Annotated in this window: 26 protein-coding genes and 1 pseudogene; 16 read left to right on the top strand and 11 right to left on the bottom strand. The window is 73.0% G+C overall.

The features are described 5' to 3' along the window. Positions 1-8 precede the first annotated feature (8 nt). Positions 9-341, top strand: a complete 333-nt coding sequence (locus Athai_RS24645; protein ID WP_203963697.1) for an SHOCT domain-containing protein — start codon at positions 9-11, stop codon at positions 339-341. An 18-nt stretch (positions 342-359) separates the two neighbouring features. Here the strand turns inward: Athai_RS24645 and Athai_RS24640 are convergent, their stop codons facing one another. The 3 genes from Athai_RS24640 to Athai_RS24630 all read right to left on the bottom strand — a co-directional run bounded on the left by Athai_RS24640 (position 360) and on the right by Athai_RS24630 (position 3,258). Next, the gene (locus Athai_RS24640; RefSeq protein ID WP_203963696.1) at positions 360-1,328 is read right to left on the bottom strand and encodes a magnesium transporter CorA family protein; all 969 of its coding nucleotides are present in this window, start codon (positions 1,326-1,328) and stop codon (positions 360-362) included. Between the two features lie 111 nt (positions 1,329-1,439). Further along, positions 1,440-1,652, bottom strand: coding sequence for an acyl-CoA carboxylase epsilon subunit (locus Athai_RS24635; protein ID WP_239157147.1), 213 nt, complete (start codon positions 1,650-1,652; stop codon positions 1,440-1,442). Positions 1,653-1,665: 13 nt separating this feature from the next. Then, positions 1,666-3,258, bottom strand: a complete 1,593-nt coding sequence (locus tag Athai_RS24630) for an acyl-CoA carboxylase subunit beta (protein WP_239157146.1) — start codon at positions 3,256-3,258, stop codon at positions 1,666-1,668. A gap of 216 nt (positions 3,259-3,474) precedes the next feature. On the opposite strand from Athai_RS24630, the gene Athai_RS24625 reads away from it, so the two are divergent. From Athai_RS24625 to Athai_RS24590, 8 genes are all read left to right on the top strand, one after another. Next, positions 3,475-6,129 (top strand): phosphoenolpyruvate synthase, encoded by a 2,655-nt coding sequence (locus Athai_RS24625; RefSeq protein WP_239157145.1) that lies wholly within the window; start codon positions 3,475-3,477, stop codon positions 6,127-6,129. Positions 6,130-6,324: 195 nt separating this feature from the next. Beyond that, on the top strand, positions 6,325-7,212 hold the full coding sequence (locus Athai_RS24620) for a biotin--[acetyl-CoA-carboxylase] ligase (RefSeq protein WP_203963694.1): 888 nt from the start codon (positions 6,325-6,327) through the stop codon (positions 7,210-7,212). Between the two features lie 189 nt (positions 7,213-7,401). Continuing rightward, positions 7,402-7,593, top strand: coding sequence for a hypothetical protein (locus tag Athai_RS24615; RefSeq protein ID WP_203963693.1), 192 nt, complete (start codon positions 7,402-7,404; stop codon positions 7,591-7,593). A gap of 92 nt (positions 7,594-7,685) precedes the next feature. Then, positions 7,686-8,216 (top strand): Asp23/Gls24 family envelope stress response protein, encoded by a 531-nt coding sequence (locus tag Athai_RS24610; protein WP_203963692.1) that lies wholly within the window; start codon positions 7,686-7,688, stop codon positions 8,214-8,216. A 1-nt stretch (position 8,217) separates the two neighbouring features. Beyond that, on the top strand, positions 8,218-8,550 hold the full coding sequence (locus Athai_RS24605; protein WP_203963691.1) for a hypothetical protein: 333 nt from the start codon (positions 8,218-8,220) through the stop codon (positions 8,548-8,550). Beyond that, complete coding sequence (locus tag Athai_RS24600) at positions 8,550-9,089, top strand: DUF6286 domain-containing protein (RefSeq protein WP_239157463.1); 540 nt, start codon at positions 8,550-8,552, stop codon at positions 9,087-9,089. Before Athai_RS24605 ends, Athai_RS24600 begins: the two co-directional genes overlap by 1 nt. Continuing rightward, positions 9,089-9,820, top strand: coding sequence for a hypothetical protein (locus Athai_RS34900; RefSeq protein ID WP_203963689.1), 732 nt, complete (start codon positions 9,089-9,091; stop codon positions 9,818-9,820). The genes Athai_RS24600 and Athai_RS34900 overlap by 1 nt, the downstream gene beginning before the upstream one ends. Before the next feature lie 65 nt (positions 9,821-9,885). Beyond that, positions 9,886-10,395, top strand: a complete 510-nt coding sequence (locus Athai_RS24590) for a PH domain-containing protein (RefSeq protein WP_239157144.1) — start codon at positions 9,886-9,888, stop codon at positions 10,393-10,395. A gap of 67 nt (positions 10,396-10,462) precedes the next feature. Here Athai_RS24590 and Athai_RS24585 read toward each other — a convergent pair whose 3' ends face one another. The 5 genes and pseudogenes from Athai_RS24585 to Athai_RS34405 all read right to left on the bottom strand — a co-directional run. Further along, positions 10,463-11,260: an inositol monophosphatase family protein gene (locus Athai_RS24585; protein ID WP_203963688.1), complete on the bottom strand. Its 798-nt coding sequence runs from the start codon at positions 11,258-11,260 to the stop codon at positions 10,463-10,465. 81 nt (positions 11,261-11,341) lie between these two features. Then, a complete protein-coding gene (locus Athai_RS24580) occupies positions 11,342-11,836 on the bottom strand; it encodes a MaoC/PaaZ C-terminal domain-containing protein (RefSeq protein ID WP_203963687.1) in 495 nt (164 codons plus the stop codon). A gap of 93 nt (positions 11,837-11,929) precedes the next feature. Beyond that, positions 11,930-12,496 carry a GtrA family protein gene (locus Athai_RS24575; protein WP_239157143.1) on the bottom strand — a complete coding sequence of 189 codons (567 nt, stop codon included), beginning with the start codon at positions 12,494-12,496 and terminating at the stop codon, positions 11,930-11,932. A gap of 338 nt (positions 12,497-12,834) precedes the next feature. Continuing rightward, complete coding sequence (locus tag Athai_RS34410) at positions 12,835-13,944, bottom strand: hypothetical protein (RefSeq protein ID WP_239157142.1); 1,110 nt, start codon at positions 13,942-13,944, stop codon at positions 12,835-12,837. A gap of 922 nt (positions 13,945-14,866) precedes the next feature. Further along, positions 14,867-15,520 (bottom strand): annotated as a pseudogene (locus Athai_RS34405) (RNA polymerase sigma factor); the annotation flags it as partial. Between the two features lie 273 nt (positions 15,521-15,793). Between Athai_RS34405 and Athai_RS24565 the strand changes: the two are divergent. The 3 genes from Athai_RS24565 to purE all read left to right on the top strand — a co-directional run bounded on the left by Athai_RS24565 (position 15,794) and on the right by purE (position 18,641). Beyond that, positions 15,794-16,642, top strand: a complete 849-nt coding sequence (locus Athai_RS24565) for a hypothetical protein (RefSeq protein WP_203963686.1) — start codon at positions 15,794-15,796, stop codon at positions 16,640-16,642. Positions 16,643-16,860: 218 nt separating this feature from the next. Beyond that, on the top strand, positions 16,861-18,039 hold the full coding sequence (locus Athai_RS24560) for a 5-(carboxyamino)imidazole ribonucleotide synthase (protein WP_203963685.1): 1,179 nt from the start codon (positions 16,861-16,863) through the stop codon (positions 18,037-18,039). A 128-nt stretch (positions 18,040-18,167) separates the two neighbouring features. Next, positions 18,168-18,641, top strand: coding sequence for a 5-(carboxyamino)imidazole ribonucleotide mutase (gene purE, locus Athai_RS24555; protein ID WP_203966130.1), 474 nt, complete (start codon positions 18,168-18,170; stop codon positions 18,639-18,641). 70 nt (positions 18,642-18,711) lie between these two features. Here the strand turns inward: purE and Athai_RS24550 are convergent, their stop codons facing one another. The 3 genes from Athai_RS24550 to Athai_RS24540 all read right to left on the bottom strand — a co-directional run bounded on the left by Athai_RS24550 (position 18,712) and on the right by Athai_RS24540 (position 21,447). Next, complete coding sequence (locus Athai_RS24550; RefSeq protein ID WP_203963684.1) at positions 18,712-19,485, bottom strand: ParB N-terminal domain-containing protein; 774 nt, start codon at positions 19,483-19,485, stop codon at positions 18,712-18,714. Positions 19,486-19,603: 118 nt separating this feature from the next. Next, a complete protein-coding gene (locus Athai_RS24545) occupies positions 19,604-20,017 on the bottom strand; it encodes a CoA-binding protein (RefSeq protein ID WP_239157141.1) in 414 nt (137 codons plus the stop codon). Continuing rightward, positions 20,014-21,447, bottom strand: coding sequence for a UDP-glucose dehydrogenase family protein (locus Athai_RS24540; RefSeq protein WP_203963683.1), 1,434 nt, complete (start codon positions 21,445-21,447; stop codon positions 20,014-20,016). The genes Athai_RS24545 and Athai_RS24540 overlap by 4 nt, the downstream gene beginning before the upstream one ends. A 225-nt stretch (positions 21,448-21,672) precedes the next feature. On the opposite strand from Athai_RS24540, the gene Athai_RS24535 reads away from it, so the two are divergent. From Athai_RS24535 to Athai_RS24520, 4 genes are all read left to right on the top strand, one after another. Further along, positions 21,673-22,842 (top strand): acyl-CoA dehydrogenase family protein, encoded by a 1,170-nt coding sequence (locus tag Athai_RS24535; protein ID WP_203963682.1) that lies wholly within the window; start codon positions 21,673-21,675, stop codon positions 22,840-22,842. Positions 22,843-23,118: 276 nt separating this feature from the next. After that, a complete protein-coding gene (locus Athai_RS24530; protein ID WP_203963681.1) occupies positions 23,119-23,796 on the top strand; it encodes a helix-turn-helix domain-containing protein in 678 nt (225 codons plus the stop codon). 63 nt (positions 23,797-23,859) lie between these two features. Next, a complete protein-coding gene (locus Athai_RS24525) occupies positions 23,860-24,429 on the top strand; it encodes a hypothetical protein (RefSeq protein WP_203963680.1) in 570 nt (189 codons plus the stop codon). Positions 24,430-24,486: 57 nt separating this feature from the next. Continuing rightward, entirely contained in the window at positions 24,487-25,341 is an 855-nt protein-coding gene (locus Athai_RS24520) for a hypothetical protein (RefSeq protein ID WP_203963679.1), read from the top strand. The last annotated feature ends 30 nt before the right edge of the window (positions 25,342-25,371 follow it).

The raw sequence follows: 25,371 nt of genomic DNA, 5'->3' as shown, positions 1-25,371 counted from the left end.
AGATGTTCATGCGCCCTGGATTGCGCCGCGGGCCCGGCCTGCTCGGCGCGGTCGCCCGCACCGCCGTGGTCGCCGGCACCGCCACCGCGGTGTCGCGCGGGGTGAACCGGTCGATGGAGAACCGGTCACAGCAGCGCGCCGAAGCCGCCGCCTACGAGCAGCAGGCCGCCCAGCAGCAGGCGCCCCCGCAGCAGGCGGCCCCGCCACCGGCCGCTGCGCAGGCGCCGGCCGGGCAGGACGATCTGATGGCCCAACTGCAACGGCTCGCGGACATGCGACAGCAGGGGCTGCTCGACGACCAGGAGTTCGCCGCGGCCAAGGCGAAGCTGCTCGGCTCGTGAGGCACCGGGCCGCCCGGTTCACAACCAGTCCCGGCGCTTGAAGGTGGCGTAGAGGCCGAGGAAACTGGCGACCAGGACCACGCAGCACAGCACGAAGCCCCACTCGCGGCCGATGCCGGGATAGGGCACGTTGATCCCGAAGAAGCCGGTGACCACCGCGGGCACCGCGACCAGCGCCGCCCAGCCGCTGACCTTCTTGCTGATCACCGTCATCCGGCTGTCGTGCAGCGACATGGTGGTCTGGGCGATCGAGGCGACCATCTCCCGCAGGCTCTCGGTCCAGTCCGACATGCGCCGCACCCGCTGGTGCACGCCGTGCAGGTACGGTTCCATCGCCGCGTCGTAGCGTGGCCGGGCCTCGCCGCCGAGCCCGTCCAGCGCCTCGTCGAACGGGAGGATCGCCCGGCGCAGCGACACCAGGCACCGGCGCAGCGACAACGACCGGCGCTGCGCCTCGTCGGACGAGGCGTAGTCGAAGATCTGCTCGGCCAGCTCGTCCAGCGCCTCGTCCAGCGCCCGGACGGCGTCCTCGGTGGTGCGCGACATGACCTCCAGCAGCCCGTACAGCAGGAAACCGACGCCGTGCCCGGCGAGTTCCGGCTCCTGGTCCCACTGGGCACGCAGGGCCTCGGCGGTCAGGATGCCGGGCCGGCGCACCGTGATCAGTGCGTTCGGGGTCAGGAAGGCGGAGACGACCTCGACCCGGAGCCGGGCCGGCTCCGGGTCGAACCGCGCCGTCGGGCCGGACAGGAAGTCGTGCGACGCGTACCGGGCGAAGGTGTGCGCCGGATGCGCCGTCAGCGCGTCGCGCACCGCGACCGCGTGCAGGTCGAGCTGCGCGGCGAGCGCCCGCAGCGCCGGCTCGTCGTCCGGCGTCAGGTCGATCCACACGCTGGTCCGCCGGCGGCCGATCAGCCGCGCCGCCTCGTCCACCGGCAGGTCGTCGTGCAGCACGCGGCCGTCGTGGTACACCCGGGTGTGCGTCATGCCGCCAGGGTACGAACCGGTTGCCGGGTCCGGCACGTCCAGCGTCGCAGCCGGGTCAGCGCTGCCGTCGCCGGGACCAGCGGGGCCGGGTCAGCGCTGCCGGCGCCGGGATCAGCGCGGCCGGGCGCTGGCGGCCCAGGCGAGCGGGCCGCGCCGGGCCACGCCGAGCCGAGCCGCCGGGTCCCGCCACAGCGACCGCGGCGCCGGTGTCGCGGCGGGCGCCCCGGCCGGTACCGCCGCGAGGGCGGTGACCAGCGCGGCGAGTTCCTCCGCGGTCGGCTCGCCGCGCACCACCCGCAGGATCGGTTCCTCCACGATGGACACTCCAGTTCCGTTGCTACAGCGGGATGTTGCCGTGCTTGCGTGGCGGGTTGGTCTCCCGCTTGCCGCGCAGCATCGCGAGGCCGCGGGAGATCGCCACCCGGGTCCGGGACGGCGGGATCACCGCGTCGACGTAGCCGCGCTCGGCCGCCTCGTACGGGTTGCAGAGGGTGTCCTCGTACTCGGTGATCAGCTCGGCGCGCTTCGCATCCGGGTCGTCGGCCGCCGCCAGGGTGCGCCGGTGCAGGATGTTCACCGCGCCCTGGGCGCCCATCACCGCGATCTGCGCGGTCGGCCAGGCGAAGTTCAGGTCCGCACCCAGGTGCTTGGACCCCATCACGTCGTACGCCCCGCCGTACGCCTTGCGGGTGATCACGGTGATCAGCGGGACGGTGGCCTCCGCGTACGCGTAGATCAGCTTGGCGCCGCGCCGGATGATGCCGTTCCACTCCTGGTCGGTACCGGGCAGGAAACCGGGCACGTCCACGAACGTCAGGATCGGCACGTTGAACGCGTCGCAGGTGCGCACGAACCGGGCCGCCTTCTCCGACGCGCCGATGTCCAGGCAGCCGGCGAACTGCATCGGCTGGTTCGCGACCACACCGACCGAATGCCCGTCGACCCGGCCGAAGCCGCACACGATGTTGCCCGCGTACAGCTCCTGCACCTCGCAGAACTCGCCGTCGTCGAGCACGTGCCGGATCACCGTGTGCATGTCGTACGGCTGGTTGTCGGAGTCCGGGATCAGCGTGTCGAGTTCCGCGTCGGCGTCGGTCACCGCGGCCGCCGGCTCGACCGGGTCGACCGGCGGCTCGTCCAGGTTGTTGCCCGGCAGGTACGACAGCAGCTGCTTGACGTAGTCGATCGCGTCCTGCTCGTCGCTCGCCAGGTAGTGCGCGTTGCCCGACTTCGTGTTGTGCGTGCGTGCCCCGCCGAGCTCCTCGAACCCGATGTCCTCGCCGGTCACCGTCTTGATCACGTCCGGCCCGGTGATGAACATGTGCGAGGTCTGGTCGACCATCACGGTGAAGTCGGTGATGGCGGGGGAGTAGACCGCGCCGCCGGCCGCCGGGCCGAGGATCAGCGAGATCTGCGGGATCACCCCGGACGCCTTGACGTTGCGCCGGAAGATCTCCGCGAACAGGCCGAGCGCGACCACCCCCTCCTGGATCCGCGCGCCGCCGCCGTCGTTGATGCCGACGATCGGGCAGCCGGTCTTCGCGGCCAGGTCCATCACCTTGCAGATCTTCTCGCCGTACACCTCGCCCAGCGAGCCGCCGAACACGGTGAAGTCCTGGCTGAACACCGCGACCGGCCGGCCGTCGACGGTGCCGTACCCGGTGACGACGCCGTCCCCGTACGGCCGGTTGGCGGCGATGCCGAAGTTGACCGAACGGTGCCGGGCAAGCTCGTCCAGCTCGGTGAAGGAGCCCGGATCCAGCAGCATGTCGATCCGCTCCCGGGCGGTCTTCTTGCCCTTCGCGTGCTGTTTCTCCACCGCCCGCGCCGAGCCCGCGTGCACCGCCTCGTCGGTACGGCGGGACAGGTCGGCGAGTTTGCCCGCGGTGGTGTGGATGTCCGGCCCCGGTTCGCTCACGTCTGCACTCACGCCGGGCAGCCTAACGCCGGCCGCCTTCCGGCCCGCCGGGCCGGCCGGTGGTGCGTGATTTGCGGGGGAAAGAAAAAGGGCGCCCGAATCCGGTGCGCCCCTTGCCCCACTCTCATTTTATACCCGAAAAGTGCCGCTCATGGCCAGCCGATTTCTGCGTCATAATCGGCCGCCACGTGCTGGAACACCATTGAGGAGCGGGCGGAATTGGCATACGTGTCGAGCCTTCACGACATCGACCGGACGCAGCGGGGTCGCGCCGGCGGTAAGGGCGCGCACCTGGGGGAACTCACCCGGATCGACGGCGTCCAGGTACCGGACGGCTTCTGCGTGACGACCGACGCCTTCGACCGGGCGCTGTCCACGGCGCCGTCGGTCGGGGCGGGAATCGAGCGGCTGGCCCGGCTGGGACCGGGGGACCAGGACGGCATCCGCGCGCTGAGCGCGGAGATCCGGCGAGAAATCGAGAAGATCACCGTGCCGGCCGAGGTGGCGGCGGCGATCGAGGCGCGACTCGTCCGGCTCGGCGACCGGGCCGGCTACGCCGTGCGGTCCAGCGCGACGGCGGAGGACTCGCCGACCGCGTCGTTCGCCGGCCAGCAGGACAGCTACCTGAACATCGCCGGCCCGGAGGTGCTCCGGCACGTCGCCCGGTGCTGGGCGTCCCTGTTCACCGAGCGGGCGGTCACCTACCGGCTGCGCAACGGGTTCGGCGACCGGACGGTTCGGATGGCGGTGGTGGTCCAGCGGATGGTCGCCGCCCAGGCGGCCGGGGTGCTGTTCACCGCCGACCCGATCACCGGCAACCGGAAGGTGATCTCGATCGAGGCCACCCTCGGCCTCGGCGAGGCGCTGGTGTCCGGCCAGGCGAACGCGGACCGCTACACCGTGCGGGACGGCGAGGTGCTGGACCGCACGATCGCCACCAAACAGCACGCGCTGCACGCCACGTCGGCCGGCGGCACCGAGGAACGGGAGGTCGAGCCGGGCCGGCGGCACCAACCGGTACTCACCGACGAGCAGGTGCTGCGGCTGGCCCGGCTCGGCCGGCGGATCGAGGCACACTTCGGCTGCCCGCAGGACATCGAATGGTGCCTCACCGACGGTGCCGGCTCGGTCGGCGCCGCCGACGGTGTCGGCGGCGCCGACAGTGCCAGCTCGGTCGGTCCCGAGGGTGACTTCCAGGTCGTGCAGAGCCGGCCCATCACCACGCTGTTCCCCATCCCCGCGGTGGCCGGAGACGGCGCGAACCACGTCTTCCTGTCCGTCGGGCACCAGCAGATGATGACCGATGCCTGGAAGCCGCTGGGCATCTCGATGTGGCAGCTGACCGCGGCCGGGCCGATGCACGAGGCCGGGGGTCGGCTGTTCGTGGACGCCACCCGCATCCTGGCGGCGCCGGACGGCGCCACGGTGGCGATGGTCAGCCGGTCCGACCCGCTGACCGGCGACGCGCTGCGCACCATCCTGGACCGCGGCGACTTCGTCCCGCCGGCGCCGGCCGCCAAGCCCACCGACCCGCCGCCGGCCCCTGCCGAGCCGCCCGCCCCGCTGCCCACCGATCCGGCCGTCGTGGACGAACTGGTCGAGCGGAGCCGCCGGTCGATCGAGGAGTTGCGGCGCGAGATCCCGACCCGGACCGGGCCGGAACTGTTCGACTTCATCAGGACCGACCTGACGGGCGAGCTGAAACCGACCCTGTTCGGGCCGCGCAGCCATCAGGTGATCATGGCCGCGATGGAGGCCGCCTGGTGGCTCAACGACCACCTGGCCGACTGGCTCGGCGTCACGAACGCGGCCGACACGCTCAGCCAGTCGGTACCCGGCAACGTGACCGCCGAGATGGGGCTGGCGCTGCTGGACGTCGCCGACGTGATCCGGGCTCACCCCGAGGTGGTGGCGTTCCTGGAGCAGGTCGACGACGACGGCTTCCTGGCCGAACTGCCGGCGCTGCCCGGCGGCCGGGACGCGTACGACGCCATCCGCGGTTTCCTCGACCGGTACGGGATGCGCTGCCCCGGCGAGGTGGACATCACCCGGCCGCGGTGGAGCGAACGGCCGAGCATGCTGATCGCCGCGATCCTCGCCAACGTCCGCGGGTTCGAACCGGGCGCCGGTGCGCGGCGGTTCGAGCAGGGGCGGCGGGAGGCGGCGGAGTTCGAGCGGGACGTGCTGGCCCGGCTGCGCGCGCTGCCGGACGGGGCCGAACGCGCCGCCGAGACCAAGCGGATGATCGACCGGGTCCGCACCTTCACCGGCTACCGGGAGTACCCGAAGTACGCGATGGTCAGCCGCTACCTGCTGTACAAGCGGGCGATCATGCGGGAGGCCGACCGGCTGGTCGACGCCGGCGTGCTGCCCGACGCGACGGACGCCCACTACCTCACGGTCGCCGAGTTGCAGGAGGTGGTGCGCACCCACCGGGCCGACGCCGAGCTGATCCGGCAGCGCAAGGCGGACTTCGCGCGGTACCAGGCACTCACCCCGCCACGGGTGCTCACCTCGGACGGCGAGGCCGTCGCCGGGGCGTACCGCCGGGACGACGTGCCGGCCGACGCGCTCGCCGGCATCGCGGTCTCCGCCGGCACCGTGGAAGGGCGGGCCCGGGTCGTGCTGGACATGGCGCAGGCCGACCTCGCCGCCGGCGACATCCTGGTCACCACGTTCACCGACCCCAGCTGGGTACCGGTGTTCGTCGGGATCGGTGGCCTGGTGACCGAGGTCGGTGGGCTGATGACGCACGGCGCGGTGATCGCCCGGGAGTACGGCCTGCCGGCCGTCGTCGGGGTCCAGGACGCCACCCGCCTGATCCGCGACGGGCAACGCATCCGGGTGCACGGCACCGACGGCTACGTCGAACTGCTCGACTGACCGCCGCGCCGATCGGGTCCCCGGCCCGTTCCCGTTGCCGATCGAGGGGGTCGTGCCCGCCCGCCTCGCCGATCGAGGGCCGTGCCCGCGTTCCGGGCGCGAAGCCAAGCCGCCGATCGAGGGTCGTGCCCGCGTTCCGGGCGCGAAGCCAAGATCGGCGGCGGCCCGGCCCGGGACGGGTCGTAGCCTGGGCGGATGAGTTCGGCGTACTCGGATCTGGGACGGCCGCCGCTGTCGGCGGAGGCGTTGGCGCGGGTGCTGGTGCGCCCCGGCGGGCTGTGGACCGAGGTACGGGTGGTGCCGAGCACCGGCTCGACCAACACCGACGTGGCCGCCGCCGCGGCCGGCGGGGCGCCCGAGGGGCTGGTGCTGGTCGCCGAGCAGCAGGTCGCCGGGAAGGGCCGGCTGGGGCGCACCTGGACCTCGCCGGCGCGGGCCGGACTGCACGTCAGCGTGCTGCTCCGGCCCGGCCGCACCGACCCGGACGGCCACCGGCCCGTGCCGCCGGCCCGGTACGGCTGGCTCACCCTGCTCGCCGCGGTCGCGCTGCGCGACACGGTGCACCGGCTGGCGGCGGTGTCGGCCGCGGTGAAGTGGCCGAACGACCTGCTCGTCGGGCCGGCGGGGGAGCCGGCGACGGGCAAGTGCGCCGGCATCCTCGCCGAGATGGTGCCGGACCCGGCCGGCGACGGCCCGGCGGTGGTGCTCGGCATCGGGCTCAACGTGACGCTGCGCGCCGACGAGTTGCCGCGCGCCGACGCGACCTCGCTCGCGCTCGCCGGCGGTACCTGCACCGACCGGGATCCGCTGCTGCGAGCGCTGCTGCGCGGGCTGGCCGACTGGTACGGGCGGTACCGGGCGGCCGACGGTGATCCGGTCGGCAGCGGCCTCGCCGCCGCGTACCGGCAGGCCAGCGGCACGCTCGGCAGCCAGGTACGGGTGGCGCTGCCGGACGGCGACACCCTGGTCGGCCGGGCCGTCGACGTCGACGACGACGGCCGGTTGGTCGTCACCGCCGAGGACGGTCGCACGGTCCCGCTCGCCGCCGGCGACGTCACTCACGTTCGCCCCGCCACCCCCTGACCCCGTCGCTCACGGCGCGCTCCGCTCCCACGGCGCGCTCCGCCGGTGACAGCGCGCTCCGGCTCGGCCGGACCACCCGTCCTGGGCGGCAATTGCTGGATTCGGCCGCGTCGCCTGCGGAAATGGATCACGCTGGTACCAACCTGCCGTGACACGGGAACGGCCGGGCCGCGGCGGCGAGGAGGAGTGATGTCCCACCGGCAGTACGCCTTCCTGGTCGGGCTGTTGATCGCCTGGCTGTGGGCGAGCGTCGGCTTCCTCGTCGCGGTCGGCGGGGTCGCCGCCGGGCTCGTCGGCTACGTGATCGTGCGGGTACTGGAAGGCGACATCAGCCTCGGTGACCTGACCGACCGGTTCGGCTCGTCGAAGCGGCCCCGCTGACGGTTCGATCGTGCCGGGTGGGCCCGGCATCTCGACCGGTGGCGGGCCAGATGTGGCAACGGATGTGGTAGGCGACGGGAAGGGGTCCGGTGATGGCGAGCAGTTCGTCGACCACGGCGGCGGAGCGGGACGGTGGCGGCGCGGGCACCGGTGCGGGCAGCGGCGCCACGGGCGGGCCGCGGCGCACCGGATCGGCGCCGGGCGCGCCCCCCAGCCATGCCGCGCTGACCACCGAGCACGGCCAGACGCGGATCGCGGACGGGGTGGTCGCGAAGATCGCCGGCTTGTCCGCCCGGGAGATACCCGGCGTGTACTCGATGGGAACCGGGTTCGCGCGCCGGATGGGGCAGTTGCGCTCCCTGGTGCCCGGCAGCAACGAGGTCGACGCCGCCGCGCAGGGCGTGTCCGTGGAGGTCGGCGAGCGGGAGACCGCGGTCGACCTGGACCTGGTCACCTGGTACGGGCAGAACATCGTCGAGGTGACCGAGGCGGTGCGCAACAACGTGATCGAACGGGTCGAGGGAATGACCGGGCTGCGCGTGGTCGAGGTGAACATCAACGTCGACGACATCTACGTCGAGGGCCAGGAGACCAGCGAGCCCAGCCAGCCGCGGGTGCAGTGACGTGGTCGGTTCGGATCGGGTCGCGCTGGCCCGTGCCGTCGCCGCCGCTGCCGGTGCCACGCCGGGGGTGTCGCGGCTGGTCGCCGGCGGGCTGATCCCGGCGGTCACGCACGTTCCCGGCGGGACCGTGCCCGGCGTGCGGCTCGGCAGCACCGCGGTGTCGGTGCACATCGCGGTCGACCGGTTCCCGCTGGAGCCGGTGATCACCGGCGTGGTGCACGCGGTCGGCGCGGTGCTGTCCGGCGCCGACGACCGGCGCCGGGTCGAGGTCGTCGTCGAGGACGTGGAGGACAGCGCGCTGCGTTCCGGCCCGTTCGGTACCGGGGCGTCGTGATGCGGCTGGTCAACCGGCTGCTGGCGCTGTTGTTCGGGCTGGCGCTGCTGGCCGGTGGCCTGCTGCTCGCCGCAGAGGCGGTGCTGGCCGCGGTCGGTCGCCCGCCGTGGCTGATCCGGTTCGACACCTGGCTGGCCCCGTTGCAGCGCAGCACGCTGGGCGATCCGATCGTGCTGGCCATCGCCTTCGCGGTCGCCGCGGTCGGCCTGTTGCTGCTGTTCGTGCAGGTACGGCCGTGGGCGCCGCGGCTGCTCGCGATCCGCCGCCGCACCGGGACCGAGCCGGTGCGCTGGTCGGTGTACCGGCGCTCGGTGGAGCGCCAGCTGTGCGTCGCGGTCGATGCCGTCGCAGGGGTCGGCGAGACCACCGCGCGGTTGCGCGGCAAGCGATCCCGGTGGCGGCTGACGGTCAGCCCGCGCGGGCGCGGCGACTCGCGCGGCCAGGTACGCGAGGTGGTGGCGGGCCAGCTGGACCGGATCGCGGCGCCGCTGCCGGTGAAGCTGCGGGTGTCGATGCGCCGGCCCCGGCGGGTGGCGTGATGGACCGCGGCAACCGGGTCCTGTTCGCGATCGTCGGGGCCGTACTGCTGGTCGGTGGGCTCGCCGTCGGTGTCGCCGGACTCGGCCTGGTACCCGCCGTCGACTCGTCGACCCGGCTGCTGCCCGCCGCGGTGCGCGACCGCTGGCACGACTGGGGCACCACCGCCTGGATCGTCACCGCCCTCGCCGGCGTACTGCTGGCCGCGCTCGGGGTGCTGCTGGTGCGCGCGCAACTCGTCTCCGGCCGCGGCCGTCCGATGCCGGACCTGTTGCTCACCGATCCCGTGGTGGGCGCCGACGCGCCGGATGATGTCGGCCGCGGCGCCGATGCGCCGGATGGTGTCGGCCGCGGCGCCGATGCGCCGGGCGGGCCGGGGCCCGGCGAGGAAGCGGTCGCGCCGGGGGCGGGTGCCGGTGCCGACGGCAGCGGGAACGGGCGGGCCCCCGGGCCGGGGCGCACCCGGGTACGGGCGGTGGCGCTGGTGCACGGCATCGAGCGCGACCTGGCCCGGCACCCGAAGGTACGGCGGGTCAGCGTGGCACTCGGCGGCGACGCCGCCGAACCTCGGGTGTACGCCCGGCTGGAGCTGCGTGCCGACGCCGACGTGCCGCACGTGCAGGCGTACCTGTCGGAGAGCCTGGCCCGGTTCACCCGGACGACCGGGCTGGCGCCGACCGACGTCGACGTCGTCCTCCAGCTCACCGGGCACGACCAGCTCCGGGTGCACTGACCGTACCCGGGCGCTCGCCGGGCGGCACTGGCGCGAGTCGACTAGATTTCCCGGGGAATCGGTCGGTGCGGCAGGAGGTCGTCGTGGGTTTCCCGGAGAACTTGCTCGTCGCCGAGGAGCGGGTCGCGCTGCGGTTGCATCCGCACTGGAAGCGCCTGGTCGGTGCGTTCCTGTTCACGCTGCTCGTGCTGGCCGCCGCGATCGCCGGCGTGGTGTACGCGCCGTGGCAGATCCTGCGCTACATCATCCTCGGGCTGGCGGTGCTGCTGCTCGTCATTTACCCGCTGCGGCGGCTGATCACCTGGGCCACCACGCACTACGTGTTCACCACGCACCGGATCCTGCTGCGTTCCGGGGTGATCTCGCGCAAGGGCCGCGACATCCCGCTGGACCGGATCAACGATGTGTCGTTCGAGCACAACCTGTTCGAGCGGATGCTCGGCTGCGGCACGCTGGTGATCGAGTCGGCCGGCGAGCACGGCCAGATCGTGCTCAAGGACGTCCCGCACGTCGAGCGTACCCACGGCGTGCTCTACCAGCTGGTCGAGCAGGACGACAGCCGCGCCGACGCCTGAGCGGCCGTCGGGGAGTCGCCCGCTCGGCGGCGCCGGCCCCGTCGCCGCGCGGCGTTCCGGGCGGGCGTCAGGCGTCCACCGGCTGGCCGGCGATCAGGTCGATCAGCGCGGCGTGCGTCCCGGCGTCCGCGGCCGCGACCAGGCCACCGATCCCGCTGCCGAGCGGGGCACCGTCGAGCCCGGTGACCACGCAGCCGGCCGCCTGGCACAGCGCGACACCGGCGGCACCGTGCACCCCGGACGCCAGCCCGCCGTCCGTCACGTACCCGGCGCGCCGGCCGGCCGCCACCCAGGTCAGCGGCAGGCTGGTGGACAGCACCCGCGGGCGGAAGCGTTCGGCGAAGCCGGCATCGGCGAGCAGCCGGACCGCGCGGAACCGCGCCCCGTTCGGGAACGGCGGATCCAGGTTGACGTCCACCAGCCGCGATTCGCCGGACGGGGCCAGCGGTTCGTCACCGCCGGCCCGGCGCACCGCGGCGCGGCGGCCGTCGGTCCAGAACACCTCGTCGGTGAACGGATCGGCCACCGCCGCGATCGTCGCGCCGGCGGTTCGCAGTGCGACGTTCACCGCGACCAGCATGGTGCCGGCGGCGTAGTTGAGGGTGCCGCACAGCGGATCGACCAGCCAGCGGCGTTCGGCGCCGGCGGGGCCGCTGTCACCGGACTCCTCCCCGGTGACCGCGTCGTCCGGCCGGGCCGACCGCAGCATGTCCAGGATCGCCCGCTCGGCCTCGATGTCGGCGGCCGTCGCGAAGTCGCCGCCGCCCTTGTCGTGCCGGGCCAGCGCCGTCCCGTACCGCTCGCGGACGATCAGGGCACCGGCCTGCGCCGCCGCCACCGCCAACTCCGCATCGCCGATCGCCATCCGCTCACCCTATGCAGGCTCGGTCCGCGCCGACCAGGGACCTGCCTCGCTCCCGCGCTGCGGGCGGGTGGGGCGGCGGGGTCAGCTCGGGCGGCGGGTGAACCAGCCGCGGAAGCGCAGCAGCAGCACCGGTACGTCGGGCTCGCCGCCGGTGCCCCGGCGAGACAGCGACCCGGCGAGCTGGACGGTACCGAGGTCGGGCCGGGTCGCGGAGGGGGAGCGGTCCAGCACGTGCAGCTCACCGGTCAGCGTGTCGCCGGCGCGTACCGGCGCCTTCCAGCGCAGCTCCTCCAGGCCCGGGGAGGCAGCGGCGGCGGCGCGGGACAGTACCCGGTCGACGTAGCCGCGCATGAACAGCGAGGCGGTGAACCACCCGCTCGCGATCAGCCCGCCGTACTCGCTGTCCGCGGCGAGCCTCTCGTCGACGTGGTACCACTGCGGGTCGAAGCGCTGCGCGAACGCGAGCATCTCGGTGCCGTCCACGACGGTCTCGCCGAGGTCGAAGCTACGGCCGGGGACGAGGTCCTCGTAGTACCACTCGGGCACCTGGCCGGTGCCGGAACGTGCTGCGGTCACTGCTACTCCGGGCTTGCGACTCGGCGCGACCGGCCCTCGGCCGGCCGCCGACCGGGCTGGTCGGCCCGCTCGGCGTCGGTCGGTTCCTGGTCGCTATTCGGGCTGGCTTCCGTGCTCGCCGTCGGCCGGCTCCGGCAGGCCGGTCGCCGGGTCGACGCCCGGGTCGTGGGCCGGTAGGAACACCCACTTGCGGTAGGCGAAGAACCGGAACAGCGTACCCAGCGCGGTACCCACGATCGAACCGGAGATGTTGTTCGCCAGCGTGGTCCGGAACACCGCCGGCCACTGCTCGCCGAGGACGTAGTAGCTGAAGCCCAGGCACAGCAGGGAGATCAGCAGGCCGACCGCGTTCATCACGAAGTAGAGGAAGTACTCGCGGGCCAGGTTGGTGCGCGGCCGGTTGCGCCACGTCCAGTACCGGTTGCCGACGAACGCGAGGGTGGCCGCCACGGTCACCGAGATCGTCTTGGAGGTCAGCGGGCCCAGCCCGAGCAGCGACTCGCAGACGTTGTAGAGGCCGATGTCGACGAAGAAGTTGACCCCGCCCACGACGCCGAACTTGGCGACCTCGTGGATCAGCTGGCGGAACCGGGCATACAGCCCGCGCAGCCCACCCATCGCCGGGGCTGCTGCCGCGCCCTCCGCTCGCGACTCCGCCACCCGGCCGAGAGTACCGACCGGCCGGGGCCGCCCCGCCGTGAGCACGAGAATCCCGCCGGCACGTCCCGGTGCGGTTCACCCGGCCGGCCGATCCGCCAGGAAGTATCGCCCTGGGTGTCGTGTTGACTACCCTGGGGGCGTCTTCCCGGCTCTGCCCGCGTCGGCGGGCCGGCGCAGCCGACTGGCTGGCCGTGCCGGCGGGGGAGCCCCCGGCGGGTCGGCGCACCCGGCCAGCTGCGGTGACCGGTGGCCGGCGGTGACGGCGCCGCTCGGCGGCGGCACCCGGCCCCGGTTCACCAGTGCCGGGTGCCGGGCTGCGGATCAGCCGGGCCGGCCGGTCAGCTGACCGGCCCGGCGATGGCCAGGGCGCCGACGTAGAACTTGTCCTGGCCGGTGCTGAAGGTCAGTTCGCCGTCGCCGGCCACCGGCGCGGAGCGGGTGGCGACGTCGGTACCGAGCAGGTTCCAGTTCGGGTCGGCGGCCGACTCCGGTGCGCTGGCCGACGCGCTGTGCCCGACGTCGGAGACGGTGCTGGAGCCGAGGCGCAGGGTGTCGTCGCCGAGCTGGTTGCCCTGCCGGCGGTCGCCGTCCCACAGCGTCGAACCGACCTGGGCGGTACCTGCGGTGCCGGCGCCGAGCCGCGCGACGAGCTGCTGCCCGACCTGCTGGGCGCCGTCGAACACCGCGACGTTGCGCTCCGGGCCGCTCGGCAGGGTGACCACCACCTGCAGGCTCCAGCCGTCGAACACGCCGCCGACGGCGGTACCGGTGAACAGGTCGTCGGCGGCGAACGTCCAGGTACCGCCGCCACCGTTGGCGATCAGCGAGGTGACGTCCGCGCTGTACTGGCGTCCCGCGGTGAGGGTGGTGGCCGCTCCGGTGATCCCGTGCGTCCCGCCGGACGGGTCGACCAGCCGGACCGCGGCCGGCAGCGAGCCCTTGCTGCCGCGACCGGCCCAGGTCAGCCGCGCGTACGAGACGTGCGCGCCGGCCGGCAGGCTCAGCCGGGCCCGGCTGCGGGCACCGGAACTGGCCGCGTACGCACCGCCGTCCCCGTGGTAGGGCACGACCGAGCACTCGTCGTTGATCGCGCACGGGCCGCGATGCCCGATGGGCAGCGGGATCGGCAGGATCCCGATGCCGCGGCTGGCGGTACCGCGGATCAGCGTGTTGCCGGCCGACACCAGCTGTGCCCGCCCGGTCGCCGCGTACACGGTGCGCATCTGCTGCGGCGCGACCACCACCGGGAAGCGCTCCGACACGGCCTGGCCCGGCACCGCCACCCGCACCCGGACCGGCTGGAACCCGGCCACCGAACCGACGTCGACGTGGGGTTTCAGGGTGCTGCTGGCGCCGGCCGGCAGCAGCGCGTGGGTGCAGGTGATGGTGGCCTCGGCTCCGGTGCAGTCCCAGCCGTTGCCGGCCGAGCCGGTGCTGCCGGCGGTCATCGGCGACGGCAGCGTGATGGTCACGGTCAGTTTCCCGGCCGGGGACGGGCTGGGCGACGCCGACGCCGACGGCGAGGCGCTGGCCGACGGCGTGCCGCCGGGGGTGTCGTACCCGCCGGCCGGTCGTTGTGCGGGCGCCACCGTGCTTCCGGTCGGGGCCGTGGTGGGCAGCGGTGGGCCGGGCGCCGGATGCGGTGTCGCCGGGTCGGCGGGATGCGGTGTGGCGGTGCCGCTGGGTGCCGCGGTCGGGTCGGCGAGCGGGATCAGCCCCTCGCCGTCGCCGCCGCCCCCACCGCCGGCCGGGTTGCTGATCGTGATCGGCAGTGCCGAGTTGGTGTCGCCGACCGACAGCGTGCCGGTGCTCAGCTTCGGCGGCGTCACCCGGTACGGCGGCTGCGCCGGCGCCGGCTGGTGCTTCGTCGGCGGCGCCGGGTGGTGCTGCGTGGTGGTGGGCCCGGCGGTCGGGTGCTGGGTGGCCGGCGGCGCCCCGGCGGCTGGCTTGCTGGCGGCTGACCGCCGGGCGGGGCGCCGGGCGGCGCGGCGGGCTGCGAGCCGGCGGCGCGCGGCCGGTGCGACGGCGGGGCGCCGAGCCGGAGGTGAGCAGCAGGCCGATGACCACGGCGACGGCGACCGCGGCGCCGCCACCGATCGCGGCGTTGCGCGGGCCGATCTTCGTCCACAGGCCCTTGAGCCAGAGCAGCACGCCGTGCCAGGCGTGCTGGAACCACACGACGACGCCGGTGCCGGCGACCGCGGCGGCCTTGCCGGCGCTGCCCAGGCCGAGATAGGCCGACCAGGTCGTACCGGCGATGACCGGGGCGATCAGCTCGCGCAGGCCGGAGTTGATCTCGCCCAGTTCGGTGTAGAGCAGGGTGCACTTGGCGCAGGCGGCGAGGTGCTCGTCGACCTTGTGCCGCTCGCGCCGGGACAGCCCGTCCCGGACCCGGGTACCGAGCCGTTCGGCCGCCCAGCGGCAGGCGGTGTCGGTCTCCCCGGCGATGTGTTCCTGCAGGTACATCTGCTTGAGGCGTTCCCGGGCCCGGTACGCGAGGGCGGAGACGCCGTTCGCGGTCAGCCCGAGCAGCGGCGCCACGTCGGCCGGGCTCTCGCCCTCGATCTCGGTGTGCCACAGCACCGTCTGCCAGCGTTCCGGCAACCGGCGGAACGCGCGGGCGGCGAGGCTGCGTTCCAGCCCCTCGCTGGCGGTGTCGGTGAACGGAACGCCCGTCTCGTACTTCCCGATGTCGTCGGTGACGGTCAGCCGCCGGTCCCGGCGCACCTGGTCGTAGAACAGGTTGCGCAGGCTGGTCAGCAGGTAGGCGCGGAACGCCTCGGTCGGGCCGTGCCCGGCCCGCAGCGTCGACAGCACCTTCGCGAACGCCTCGGCGACCAGGTCGTCGACCGCCGAGGAGTCCCGGACCAGCGTTCGGGCGAGGCGCTGGGCGGCGTCGACGTGGCGCAGGTACAGCAGGCCGAACGCGACCGCGTCCCCGTCGCGGGTGGCCGCGATCAGTTCGGCGTCGCTGCGTTCGACCGCGGCCGACGCGGTCGACCCCGGATCGGGTGAGGTAGTCATTACGTGCCGTTCTCTGGTGGGAGCGGTGCGTTGACCGACAAAACACGCTTACCGGTTCAACGGACCAGCTCGATCTTGGTGACGGCGCAGTCACGCACCATCTGCGCCGTTGCGTGTCGACAGTCCCAAAATCTCTGTCAAATCCGCGTCATGATCCTTGCGCTGCCGCGTCACTCCATCGGGGTCACGCGCGCTGCGGTGGGGGCTGCCGTCCGGCAGGTGCCGGCAGCGTCGTGTCCGGCCCCCACAGGTGCCGTAGACGAGGGAGACGGTGTGGCAGGCAGCCACCGCAGGTTGACCAGCGTGCCCGGGGTGCCGGGCAACTGGAGTTACGGGCGCAACCTGGAGCAGATCCGCCAGACCTGGCGTCGGGAGTCCGTCGCGGCCGGCTGGAGCCGCCCGCACGACTGGTGGGTACCGGAGGTCGACGTGCTGGCCGCGGCGCTGAGCCGGGCCAGCACGACGTTCACCCCCGGCGCCGGGAGGGCCCCGATCCCGGACGGCGCGGGACGGGTCGGCGCCGCGGTACCGGCCTGCGCCGGGCTCGGGCAGGCGCGCGCCGAGGCCGGGGTCGGCCTCGCCGAGGCGCTCGACGACCTCGCGGCGCTCTACCGCACGCTGCCGGTCGGCACACCACCGCTGCCGGCGGTACGGGCGTTCGTGGAGTCGTGGGCGGACGTGTGGCTGCGGGTGGTGGCCGACGCCGGCTGCGTCGATCCGATCACCGAACTGGCCAGCCGCGGCTACCTGCGGGCCCGGCTGACCGAGCTGTACCGCGCCAGCGAGCAGACCGGCGAGCCGGTCCCGGACCGGTACCGGCTGGTGCTGGTCACGCTGGATGCGCCGGACCGGCCGGACGGGCGGCCCGGCTGGCGGCTGCTGCTGCGCCGGGTCGCGGTCGCCGAGGCGCTGCGGGCGGCGTTCCCGGGCGGCGAGACGCTCGCCGCGGTCGCGCCGGACCGTGCGGTCGCGATCGTGGACCGGCGGCTGCCCGACCCGGTGCACCGGCTGCGCGACGTACTGGCCGGCCGGCCCGGCATCGCCCCGGTCCAGGTGCACACCGCCGACCTGCCCGAGCGAATCGGTGGCCTGGCCGGGCTGCTGACCCGGCTGGGCGAATGACGTTGCCCGGCCCCGGGGGTGGGGCGGGTGGTGTGGGACGGTCACGGGGCCGCCCCACACCACCCGAGTGCCGCGCCCGGCCTGCCGCGCACCCGGCGGCGGGCGGGCCGCGCGAACCGGGCGCCGATCCGTACCCCGGGGTGGAGCCGGGGACATACCCGGCGCCCGGGCGGAGCCGCCGACCGGTGCGTACGGCGCGGCCCATAGGCTGGGCGCCGATGGACACGCGCACCAACCTCCCCGTGGTCGGCATGGTCGGCGCCGGGCAGCTCGCCCGGATGACCCACCAGGCCGCGATCGCCCTCGGCCAGTCCCTGCGGATCCTCGCCGCGAACGCCGACGACGGCGCCGCGCTCGTCGCCAGCGACGTCCTGGTCGGGTCGCACACCGACCTGGCCGCGCTGCGCGAGCTGGCCGCCGGCGCCGACGTGGTCACCTTCGACCACGAGCACGTGCCGGGCGAGCACATCCGCGCCCTGCTCGCCGAGGGGTACAAGGTGTTCCCCGGCCCGGACGCGTTGATCTGCGCGCAGGACAAGCAGGTGATGCGGGAGCGGCTGAGCAAGCTCGGCGCACCGTGCCCGCGCTGGGCGCCGGTCGACACCCCGCAGGACCTGCTGGACTTCGCCGCCGGGAGCTGGCCGGTGGTGCTCAAGGCGGCCCGCGGTGGGTACGACGGGAAGGGCGTCTGGCTGGTCGGCTCGGCCGACGAGGGGCAGCGGCTGGTCACCGAGCTGCGCGCGGCCGGTACCCCGCTGATCGTGGAGGAGCGGGTCGCGCTGCGCCGGGAGATCGCCGCGGTGGTGGCCCGGTCGCCGTTCGGGCAGGTCGCCGCGTACCCGGTGGTGGAGACCGTGCAGGTGGACGGGATCTGCGTGGAGGTGATCGCACCGGCGCCGGGGCTGCCCGAGCCGCGCGCGATCGAGGCACAGCAGCTGGCCATCCGGATCGCCAACGAGCTCGGCGTGGTCGGCGTGCTCGCGGTCGAGCTGTTCGAGACCGACCCGGGTTCGGACGGGGCGGCCGACGCCGGGCTGGTGGTCAACGAGCTGGCGATGCGACCGCACAACTCGGCGCACTGGACCATCGAGGGTGCCCGTACCTCGCAGTTCGAGCAGCACCTGCGGGCGGTACTGGACTACCCGCTGGGTGCCACCGGGCTGACCGCGCCGTGGGTGGTGATGGCCAACGTGCTCGGCGGCCAGCCGGGCGGGATGGGCATCGACGAGCGGCTGCATCACCTGATGGCCGAGCTGCCGGACGCGAAGGTCCACCTGTACGGCAAGCAGGTACGGCCGGGCCGCAAGATCGGGCACGTCACGGTGCTCGGCGACGACCTGGCCGCGGTACGCGACCGGGCGGCCCGCGCCGCGGCCTGGATCCGCGACGGCGGCTGAAACCCCGGTAGCGCAGCGGCGTGACGGCGGCCGGCCGCGGTGACGCCGGAACCGGCCGCCGGGGCCACCGATCGACGACAGGAGAGGTACTCGTGGCGGAGCAGGCGGCACCCACGGTCGGCGTGATCATGGGCAGCGACTCGGACTGGCCGACGATGCAGGCGGCCACCGACGCGCTCACCGAGTTCGACGTCGACTTCGAGGTGCGGGTGGTGTCGGCGCACCGCACCCCGGCGCTGATGCTCGACTACGCGCGACAGGCGGCCGACCGTGGCCTGCGGGTGATCATCGCCGGTGCCGGCGGCGCGGCGCACCTGCCGGGCATGGTCGCCTCGGCCACGGCGCTGCCGGTGATCGGCGTACCGGTGCCGCTCAAGCACCTGGACGGCCTCGACTCGCTGCTGTCGATCGTGCAGATGCCGGCCGGCATCCCGGTCGCGACGGTCTCGGTCGGCGGCGCCCGGAACGCGGGGCTGCTCGCGGTGCGCATCCTCGCCGCCTCCGACGCCGGGCTGCGCGACCGGATCGTCGCGTTCCAGCGTGACCTGGAGCGGATGGTCGCCGACAAGGACGCCAAGCTGCAGGAACGCCTGCGCGCCTGAACATCGGACGCCGGGCTGCCGGCATCGTGGCGCCGCAACGGGCGGGCGCGGCGGGTCCGGAACGGCGGGCTCAGCGCAGCAGCGCGGTGCGGCGTCGTGCCGCGGTGCGCGGCCACAGCTCGGTGAGATCGGCCGGCCACTCGGTGCTGCCCCGGCGGTCCCGGATCGCCAGCGCCGTCGCGTACAGCTGGACGTCGCGCAGGTCGAGACCGTGCCCGGCGGTACGCAGCCGCGCCAGGACCGGCGCGACCTCGTCGGCCCACCAGTCCGCGGCCAGCTCCTCCCGGTCGGTGGGGGCCTGCCCGGCGAGGGTACGGTCCAGCGCCCACGCCTGGGCGGCGTCGGCGAGCCGCAGCCATTCGGCCGGGGTGTCCAGCCACAGGTCGGTGCGCACCGGTTCGGGCAGCGGGACCCGCCGCAGGAACTCCAGCTCGGCCCGCTTGCTCGCCAGGTGCACGGCGCGCAGGCACGCCATCCCGTACGCGATGGTGCAGATCCGGCGGACCCGGGCGGTGATCACCAGCCGGCCCAGCTCGCGCGCCACCGAGACGCGGTGGTGGCCGTCGGCCACGAAGTACAGCTCGCCGAGCTGGACGAGGTCGACCGGCGGCGGTTCGACGCCGGCCGCCATGGCCCGCGCCAGGCTCCGCCAGCGGCCCTGCAGGTGGGCGTTGACCAGGCGAAACTCCTGGTCGAAGTCGTCCGGCCGGTCGACCGTACCGACCACCTGGGCGAGCGGCACGTCGGCGACCCGACGCTCCATCACCCCGTCCGCGCCCAGCGCCGCCAGCGCGTCGTCGAACCGCATCAGCCTGGGCCGCGACCGCCCGCCGAACATCCGCATGTAACCACCAACCAGGCTACGACGGTGTTCATTCCGGTGTGGGCGGCTTGGACGGGGAGGGCGAACCGCGGTTGCGCCGGTCAGGGCCGGGCCGAACCAGCCGGGCGGCCCCGCGCCTTCACTGCCCGGAGCGGGACCATTCGATGGCCGGGCAGGTGTCCATCACGACGGCGAGGCCGGCTGCGGCGGCCCGGTCGGCCGCCGCCTCGTCGACGACGCCCAACTGCAGCCAGACCGCCGTGGCGCCGGCGGCGATCGCCTCGTCGACGTGCGCGCCGGCCTGCTCGGAGCGGCGGAAGACGTCCACCACGTCGATCTGCTCGTCGATCTCGGCCAGCGTCCGGACGCCCGGGCAGCCGAGCACCGGCTCGCCGCGCGGGTTGACGGCGATCACGTGCTTGCCGCGGTCCAGCAGCACCTGCGCGATCCGGTACGCGGTGCGGGCCGGGTTGTCGGTGAGCCCGACCACCGCCCAGGTGCGCAGGTCGAGCACCCGGGCGATGGTGGCGGGGTCCTGGTACCGCGAGGTCACAGGATCGGCCGCCCCATGCCGCGGTAGTCCCAGCCAGCGGCGATCCACGAGGCGTGGTCGAGACAGTTCATCCCGTCGATGATCCGGCGCGCGTTGGCCAGCTCGCCGATCGCGTGCGGGTCGGCCCGGCGGAACTCGTCCCACGCGGTGACCACGCAGGTCAGGTCGGCGCCGGTGACCGCCTCGGTGAGCGAGGTGACGTACTCGACGTCGGGCAGCTCGCGGTGCGCGTTCTTCGTCGCCTCCGGGTCGTAGATGACGATCTCCGCGTTGGCCTTGGCCAGCGCCTTGGCCACGGCCAGCCCGGGCGAGTTGCGCACGTCGTCGGTGTTCGGCTTGAACGCGGCGCCGAGCACCGCGATCTTGGCGCCGGCGAGGTCCGGGCCGGCCGGCCCGAGCGGCCGGTCGAGCAGGTCCGCGGCGAGCGCCAGCACCCGGTTGCGGCGCCGCTGGTTGACCAGGTCGACCTCGTGCAGGAACCGCAGCGCCTCGCCGGCACCGATCTCCTGGGCGCGGGCCTGGAACGCGCGGATGTCCTTGGGCAGGCAGCCGCCGCCGAAACCGATCCCGGCGCGGAGGAACTTGTTGCCGATCCGGGAGTCGTACCCGATCGACTTGGCCAGCAGGGTCACGTCGGCACCGGCCGCCTCGCACACCTCGGCCATCGCGTTGATGAACGAGATCTTGGTGGCGAGGAACGCGTTCGCGGCGACCTTGACCAGCTCGGCGGTGGCGTAGTCGGTGACCACGACCGGCACCTCGCGGTCCTCGGTGGCGGCCAGCTCGAACAGCGCCTTGTGCGACGCGTACAGCATCTGGCGGGCCCAGTCGGACTTCACCCCGAACACGACCCGGTTGGGGCGCAGCACGTCCTCGCAGGCGAACCCCTCGCGCAGGAACTCGGGGCTCCAGGCGATCTGCACGTCCACCCCGTCCGGCGCGTGCTTGCAGGCCAGCTCCTCGACCCAGTTCGCGGTACCGACCGGGACGGTGGACTTGCCGACGATCAGGGTGCGGCGGGTCAGGTGCGGCGCCAGGGTGGTGACGACCGACTCCACGTACGACAGGTCGGCGGCCTCACCGTCGGCGCGCTGCGGCGTGTCGACGCAGATGAAGTGCACGTCGCCGAACTCGGCCGCCTCCGCGTACGAGGTGGTGAACTTGAGCCGGCCGCTCTCCAGGTTGTGTTTGAGCAGCTCGTCGAGGCCCGGCTCGTGGATCGGGTTCTCCCCGGCGGACAGCTTGGCGATCTTCGCCTCGTCGATGTCCACGCCGAGCACCTCGTAGCCCAGCTCGGCGAAGCACGCCGCGTAGGTCGAGCCGAGGTAGCCGCAGCCGAGGAAGGTCAGCCGCGGCTTCGGCGCGCCGGACGGCGGGGTGCTCGTCGCTTGCGGCTGCACCGGTGACGTGCTGGGGTACTGGACGGTCACGTTGTCTCCGCTCCGCGAGGGCGCTCCGACGCCGGGTCATCGTGGCAGATCGTTGCTGTTTTTCGGATATATCCTGGCCGTTTCGGCCCGCTTGACGCTGCCCCGGCGAGGATAGCGCTCCGAGCTCGGAGCTGACCGACGGCGGATGCTACTCGTCGGTATCCTCACAGGGGTCAATGTGGATGCGGTGGCCTGCGATCGCCTTGGGCCAGTCGGGAGCGAGTCATGAGCCTGAACAATCCGGATTTCGCGGTGTACGAGCTGCCCGAGGAGCACCAGACGATCCGTGAGGCGGTGCGTGCCGTCTGTGACGGCAAGGTCGCCCCACACGCCGCCGAGGTCGACGAGAAGTCCGTCTTTCCGCAAGAAGCGTACGACGCGCTGCGAGCCAGCGACTTCCATGCGCCGCACATTCCCACCGAGTACGGCGGGGCCGGCGCCGACGCGCTCGCCACCGCGATCGTGATCGAGGAGGTGGCGCGCGCCTGCGCGTCCTCCTCGCTGATCCCGGCGGTCAACAAGCTCGGCACCATGCCACTGCTGCTGGCCGGCAGCGACGAGCTGAAGCAGGCGTACCTGCCGCCGGTGGCGCGCGGCGACGCGATGTTCTCCTACTGCCTGTCCGAGCCGGAGGCGGGCTCCGACGCGGCGTCGATGAAGACCCGCGCGGTGCGCGACGGTGACTTCTGGGTGCTCGACGGCGCCAAGCGGTGGATCACCAACGCCGGCGTCTCCGAGTACTACACGGTCTTCGCGGTGACCGACCCGGAGAAGCGGTCGAAGGGCATCTCCGCGTTCGTGGTGGAGAAGGGCGACGAGGGCGTCAGCTTCGGCGCACCGGAGCACAAACTGGGCATCAAGGGTTCGCCGACCCGCGAGGTCTACTTCGACAACGTCCGGATCCCGGCCGACCGGATCATCGGCGCCGAGGGCGAGGGGTTCAAGACCGCGATGCGCACCCTCGACCACACCCGGGTCACGATCGCCGCGCAGGCGCTCGGCATCGCGCAGGGCGCGCTGGACTACGCCGCCGGCTACGTCAAGGAGCGCAAGCAGTTCGGCAAGCCGATCGCCGACTTCCAGGGCATCCAGTTCATGCTCGCCGACATGGCGATGAAGCTGGAGGCGGCCCGGCAGATCACCTATGCCGCGGCCGGCAAGTCCGAGCGCGGCGACGACGATCTGACCTTCTTCGGCGCCGCCGCCAAGTGCTACGCCTCGGACGCCGCGATGGAGATCACCACCGACGCGGTGCAGCTGCTCGGCGGGTACGGCTACACCAAGGACTACCCGCTGGAGCGGATGATGCGCGACGCCAAGATCACCCAGATCTACGAGGGAACCAACCAGGTGCAGCGCGTCGTGATGGCCCGCCAGGTCCTCGCCCGGCACTGACGTCGGCCTCGCCCGGGCGGGCGCGCGATCGAATCCCCCTGCCGCACCGTGTCGGCAGGGCCGGGCGGCTTCGTGCTGTCTCGGTCTCTCGGGGGCCGAGACTCCTCGTACCGGAAATGTCAAGAAGAAGCGACGATCGACACTTGTCGATCGCATGCCCGGTCCGGCCGAATGTATGTACTTAACGTGACGATATGACTCCCCTCAGTTGTATTGCGTCGGGCATCGTCGGCCGCCCACCGAACGCGCCGGTACCCCACTGTCCGGGTCGGGGCCATGCGCGCGAGCCCCGGGCAGTCCGCGGATGGTGAGTTCGCCGGCCGGCACGAGCGGGTGGTCCTGCTCTGCCGAGGGTGCCCGCTGACCGAAGCGCTGGCGGCCGGACTCCGGCTGTGCGGCTGGCGAACCTCCGTGCTCGGACACCCCACCGAGCTGGCCGCTCGGGATACTCACCCGCTGGTTCTCGTCGAGGACGAGAGCGGGGAACTGCCGTCCGTCGTGGCCGCCGGCAGGGTCGTCGCGGTTGCCGGTGTCGGCGCCGTCGACGCGCTCCGGGCTGCGGTCGCCGCTGGTGCCCGGGCGGTCAACGCGCAGCTCCCGTACCGCGTTCTGCTCGCCGAGGTGCGAGCGGCGCTGTCGCTGCCGGTACCCAGCCCGGCGCAGCGCCAGCAGACGCTGCTCGACCTGCGGGCGCGCACCGCCGCGGCGCGTTGCTTCTGGAGCCTGACCGACCGAGAACGGGCGGTGCTGGTCGACGTCGCCTCCGGACTGCGGGCCGAGGCCATCGCCGCCCGCCGAACCGTCTCGCTGCCGACCGTTCGCAGCCAGATCGCCGCCATCCTGCACAAGCTCGGGGTTCGCTCGCAGCCCGCCGCGGTCGCGCTGCTGCTCGCGGCGTGCCCGGACCCACGCATCACCGACGCGCTCGCGCGGTTTCATCAAAATTATCGATGATTCGATCATGTTCGGAAAGTGACGATGAATGCGTCATGCAGGCCCCGAAAGATCGGAGAGGAAATGACGACCATCACCGTCGACCAGTTCGCCGTCGCCAGCACGCAGTGGGCGCGCCTGAGGAACGGCCAGTTCGCCCGGAACTGGCCGGTGAAAGGAGGGTGGGAGGGCTGGGTCCAGGTGGACCTGACCGCACACATCATCGCGGCCGACTCGCGGATCGACATTCTCCGGGAGCAGCCGGTCTACGCCAACAACCGGCAACGGTGCGACCTGCTGCTCAATGCGGACGAGGTGCCGGCCGATCAGATTCCGGTGGAGATCAAGGCCGAGTCGTTCGACAACCGGGGTCGGTTCATCAACGGCGTCGAGGAGGATCTGGACAAGTTCGACGGCCGCGACGGCGCGTACCTGAATTCCACCTGCGTGATGCTGGCGATTCCGTTCAGCCAGGGCGGTTACGACGAGTTGCTCGCCCTGCAACGCGGGGGCCACCGTATCTTCCACAGCATCTTCATCGGGGAGGTGGCGTGCGTGATGGCGGTCTGGATGCCGGGTCGAGGCTGGCTGAGCCCGACCCAGGTGCCCGCCGCGGAGGCCACCGGGAAGCTTGCGCGGCCCGAGTCGCCGTGACCGCGGCGGTCGACACCGGAACCCGCAACCGAGTCGGAAACAGGAGAGGAACCGAACATGAGCAACAGCATCGTCACCCCCGAACTGACCGTCGCCGAGCGCAAGCTCGCCATCGCCAACGCGTCGAACTACCTCGATGCGCTGCTGCTCGACGACGAGTACGACCCGAACATCGCCGACAGCGACGGGCTGGTCAGCTACATCAACGCCACCACCAACCCGCCGCCGCCGGAACTCGTCGAGGAGCGCAAGGAGGTCGCCCGGGTACTGGAGGGGCTGACCGGGATCGTGGCCGCGGGGGCGCTCGCGGCAGCTGGCGGCGATCAGGCGGCCAAACATCAGCCAGATCTGTGGAAGGCGCCGGTCATGTACGGTTTGGCGCCGTTCACCAGCGGTTATCTGTCGGAGGTGACAACCTACAAACGAACCGTCGTCGGCGTCGAGGTGGCCGTGCAGTTCCTGAACATTTTGCTGGACGCGGTGGCCAGTCAGGGCGCCGCGCTCGCCTCGTTCGCCAAGTTCCTGGCCGGTCAGGGCCAGACCATCCGAATGAACGGTTCGAACACCCAGGAAGGCTACAAGTACGCCTGCATCGGAATGGTGCACGAGCTCTTCCAGGTGGAGAACGGTGAATGGATCTACACGCCGAAGATCCGGATGTACTTCACCCACTTCACTCGGAAGACGTTCGTCGTCTCCACCTCCTGCTCGTCCTACCAGAAGGTCAGTTTCGACTTCATGATCGACAAGTTCGTCGCCCCATTCAAGATCGAGACCTGGCGTAAGGACGAGACGTTCCGCCAAGAGGTCGACTCGTTCATCAAGCGCTACACCAAGGCGCAGATCGACCGCTCCAAGAACTACTTCGACGACATCTTCCAGTCCGCGAAGGGCAAGCCTGTCGCGGGCTGAGCGTGCCGCCACGGTCACCGGCCCGGGCCG

Origin of the sequence: Actinocatenispora thailandica, assembly GCF_016865425.1 — a bacterium.
GTDB classification, from domain to species: domain Bacteria; phylum Actinomycetota; class Actinomycetes; order Mycobacteriales; family Micromonosporaceae; genus Actinocatenispora; species Actinocatenispora thailandica.
This window is presented reverse-complemented; position numbering and strand designations above follow the sequence as displayed.

Coding starts and splice junctions, on each gene's coding strand:
- Athai_RS24645 (WP_203963697.1), top strand. CDS start 9: ATGCGCCCTGGATTGCGCCGCGGGCCCGGCCTGCTCGGCGCGGTCGCC.
- Athai_RS24640 (WP_203963696.1), bottom strand. CDS start 1,328: ATGACGCACACCCGGGTGTACCACGACGGCCGCGTGCTGCACGACGAC.
- Athai_RS24620 (WP_203963694.1), top strand. CDS start 6,325: ATGAGTTCGGCGTACTCGGATCTGGGACGGCCGCCGCTGTCGGCGGAG.
- Athai_RS24615 (WP_203963693.1), top strand. CDS start 7,402: ATGTCCCACCGGCAGTACGCCTTCCTGGTCGGGCTGTTGATCGCCTGG.
- Athai_RS24610 (WP_203963692.1), top strand. CDS start 7,686: ATGGCGAGCAGTTCGTCGACCACGGCGGCGGAGCGGGACGGTGGCGGC.
- Athai_RS24600 (WP_239157463.1), top strand. CDS start 8,550: ATGCGGCTGGTCAACCGGCTGCTGGCGCTGTTGTTCGGGCTGGCGCTG.
- Athai_RS34900 (WP_203963689.1), top strand. CDS start 9,089: ATGGACCGCGGCAACCGGGTCCTGTTCGCGATCGTCGGGGCCGTACTG.
- Athai_RS24585 (WP_203963688.1), bottom strand. CDS start 11,260: ATGGCGATCGGCGATGCGGAGTTGGCGGTGGCGGCGGCGCAGGCCGGT.
- Athai_RS34410 (WP_239157142.1), bottom strand. CDS start 13,944: ATGACCGCCGGCAGCACCGGCTCGGCCGGCAACGGCTGGGACTGCACC.
- Athai_RS24560 (WP_203963685.1), top strand. CDS start 16,861: ATGGACACGCGCACCAACCTCCCCGTGGTCGGCATGGTCGGCGCCGGG.
- purE (WP_203966130.1), top strand. CDS start 18,168: ATGGGCAGCGACTCGGACTGGCCGACGATGCAGGCGGCCACCGACGCG.
- Athai_RS24550 (WP_203963684.1), bottom strand. CDS start 19,485: ATGCGGATGTTCGGCGGGCGGTCGCGGCCCAGGCTGATGCGGTTCGAC.
- Athai_RS24535 (WP_203963682.1), top strand. CDS start 21,673: ATGAGCCTGAACAATCCGGATTTCGCGGTGTACGAGCTGCCCGAGGAG.
- Athai_RS24530 (WP_203963681.1), top strand. CDS start 23,119: ATGCGCGCGAGCCCCGGGCAGTCCGCGGATGGTGAGTTCGCCGGCCGG.
- Athai_RS24525 (WP_203963680.1), top strand. CDS start 23,860: ATGACGACCATCACCGTCGACCAGTTCGCCGTCGCCAGCACGCAGTGG.
- Athai_RS24520 (WP_203963679.1), top strand. CDS start 24,487: ATGAGCAACAGCATCGTCACCCCCGAACTGACCGTCGCCGAGCGCAAG.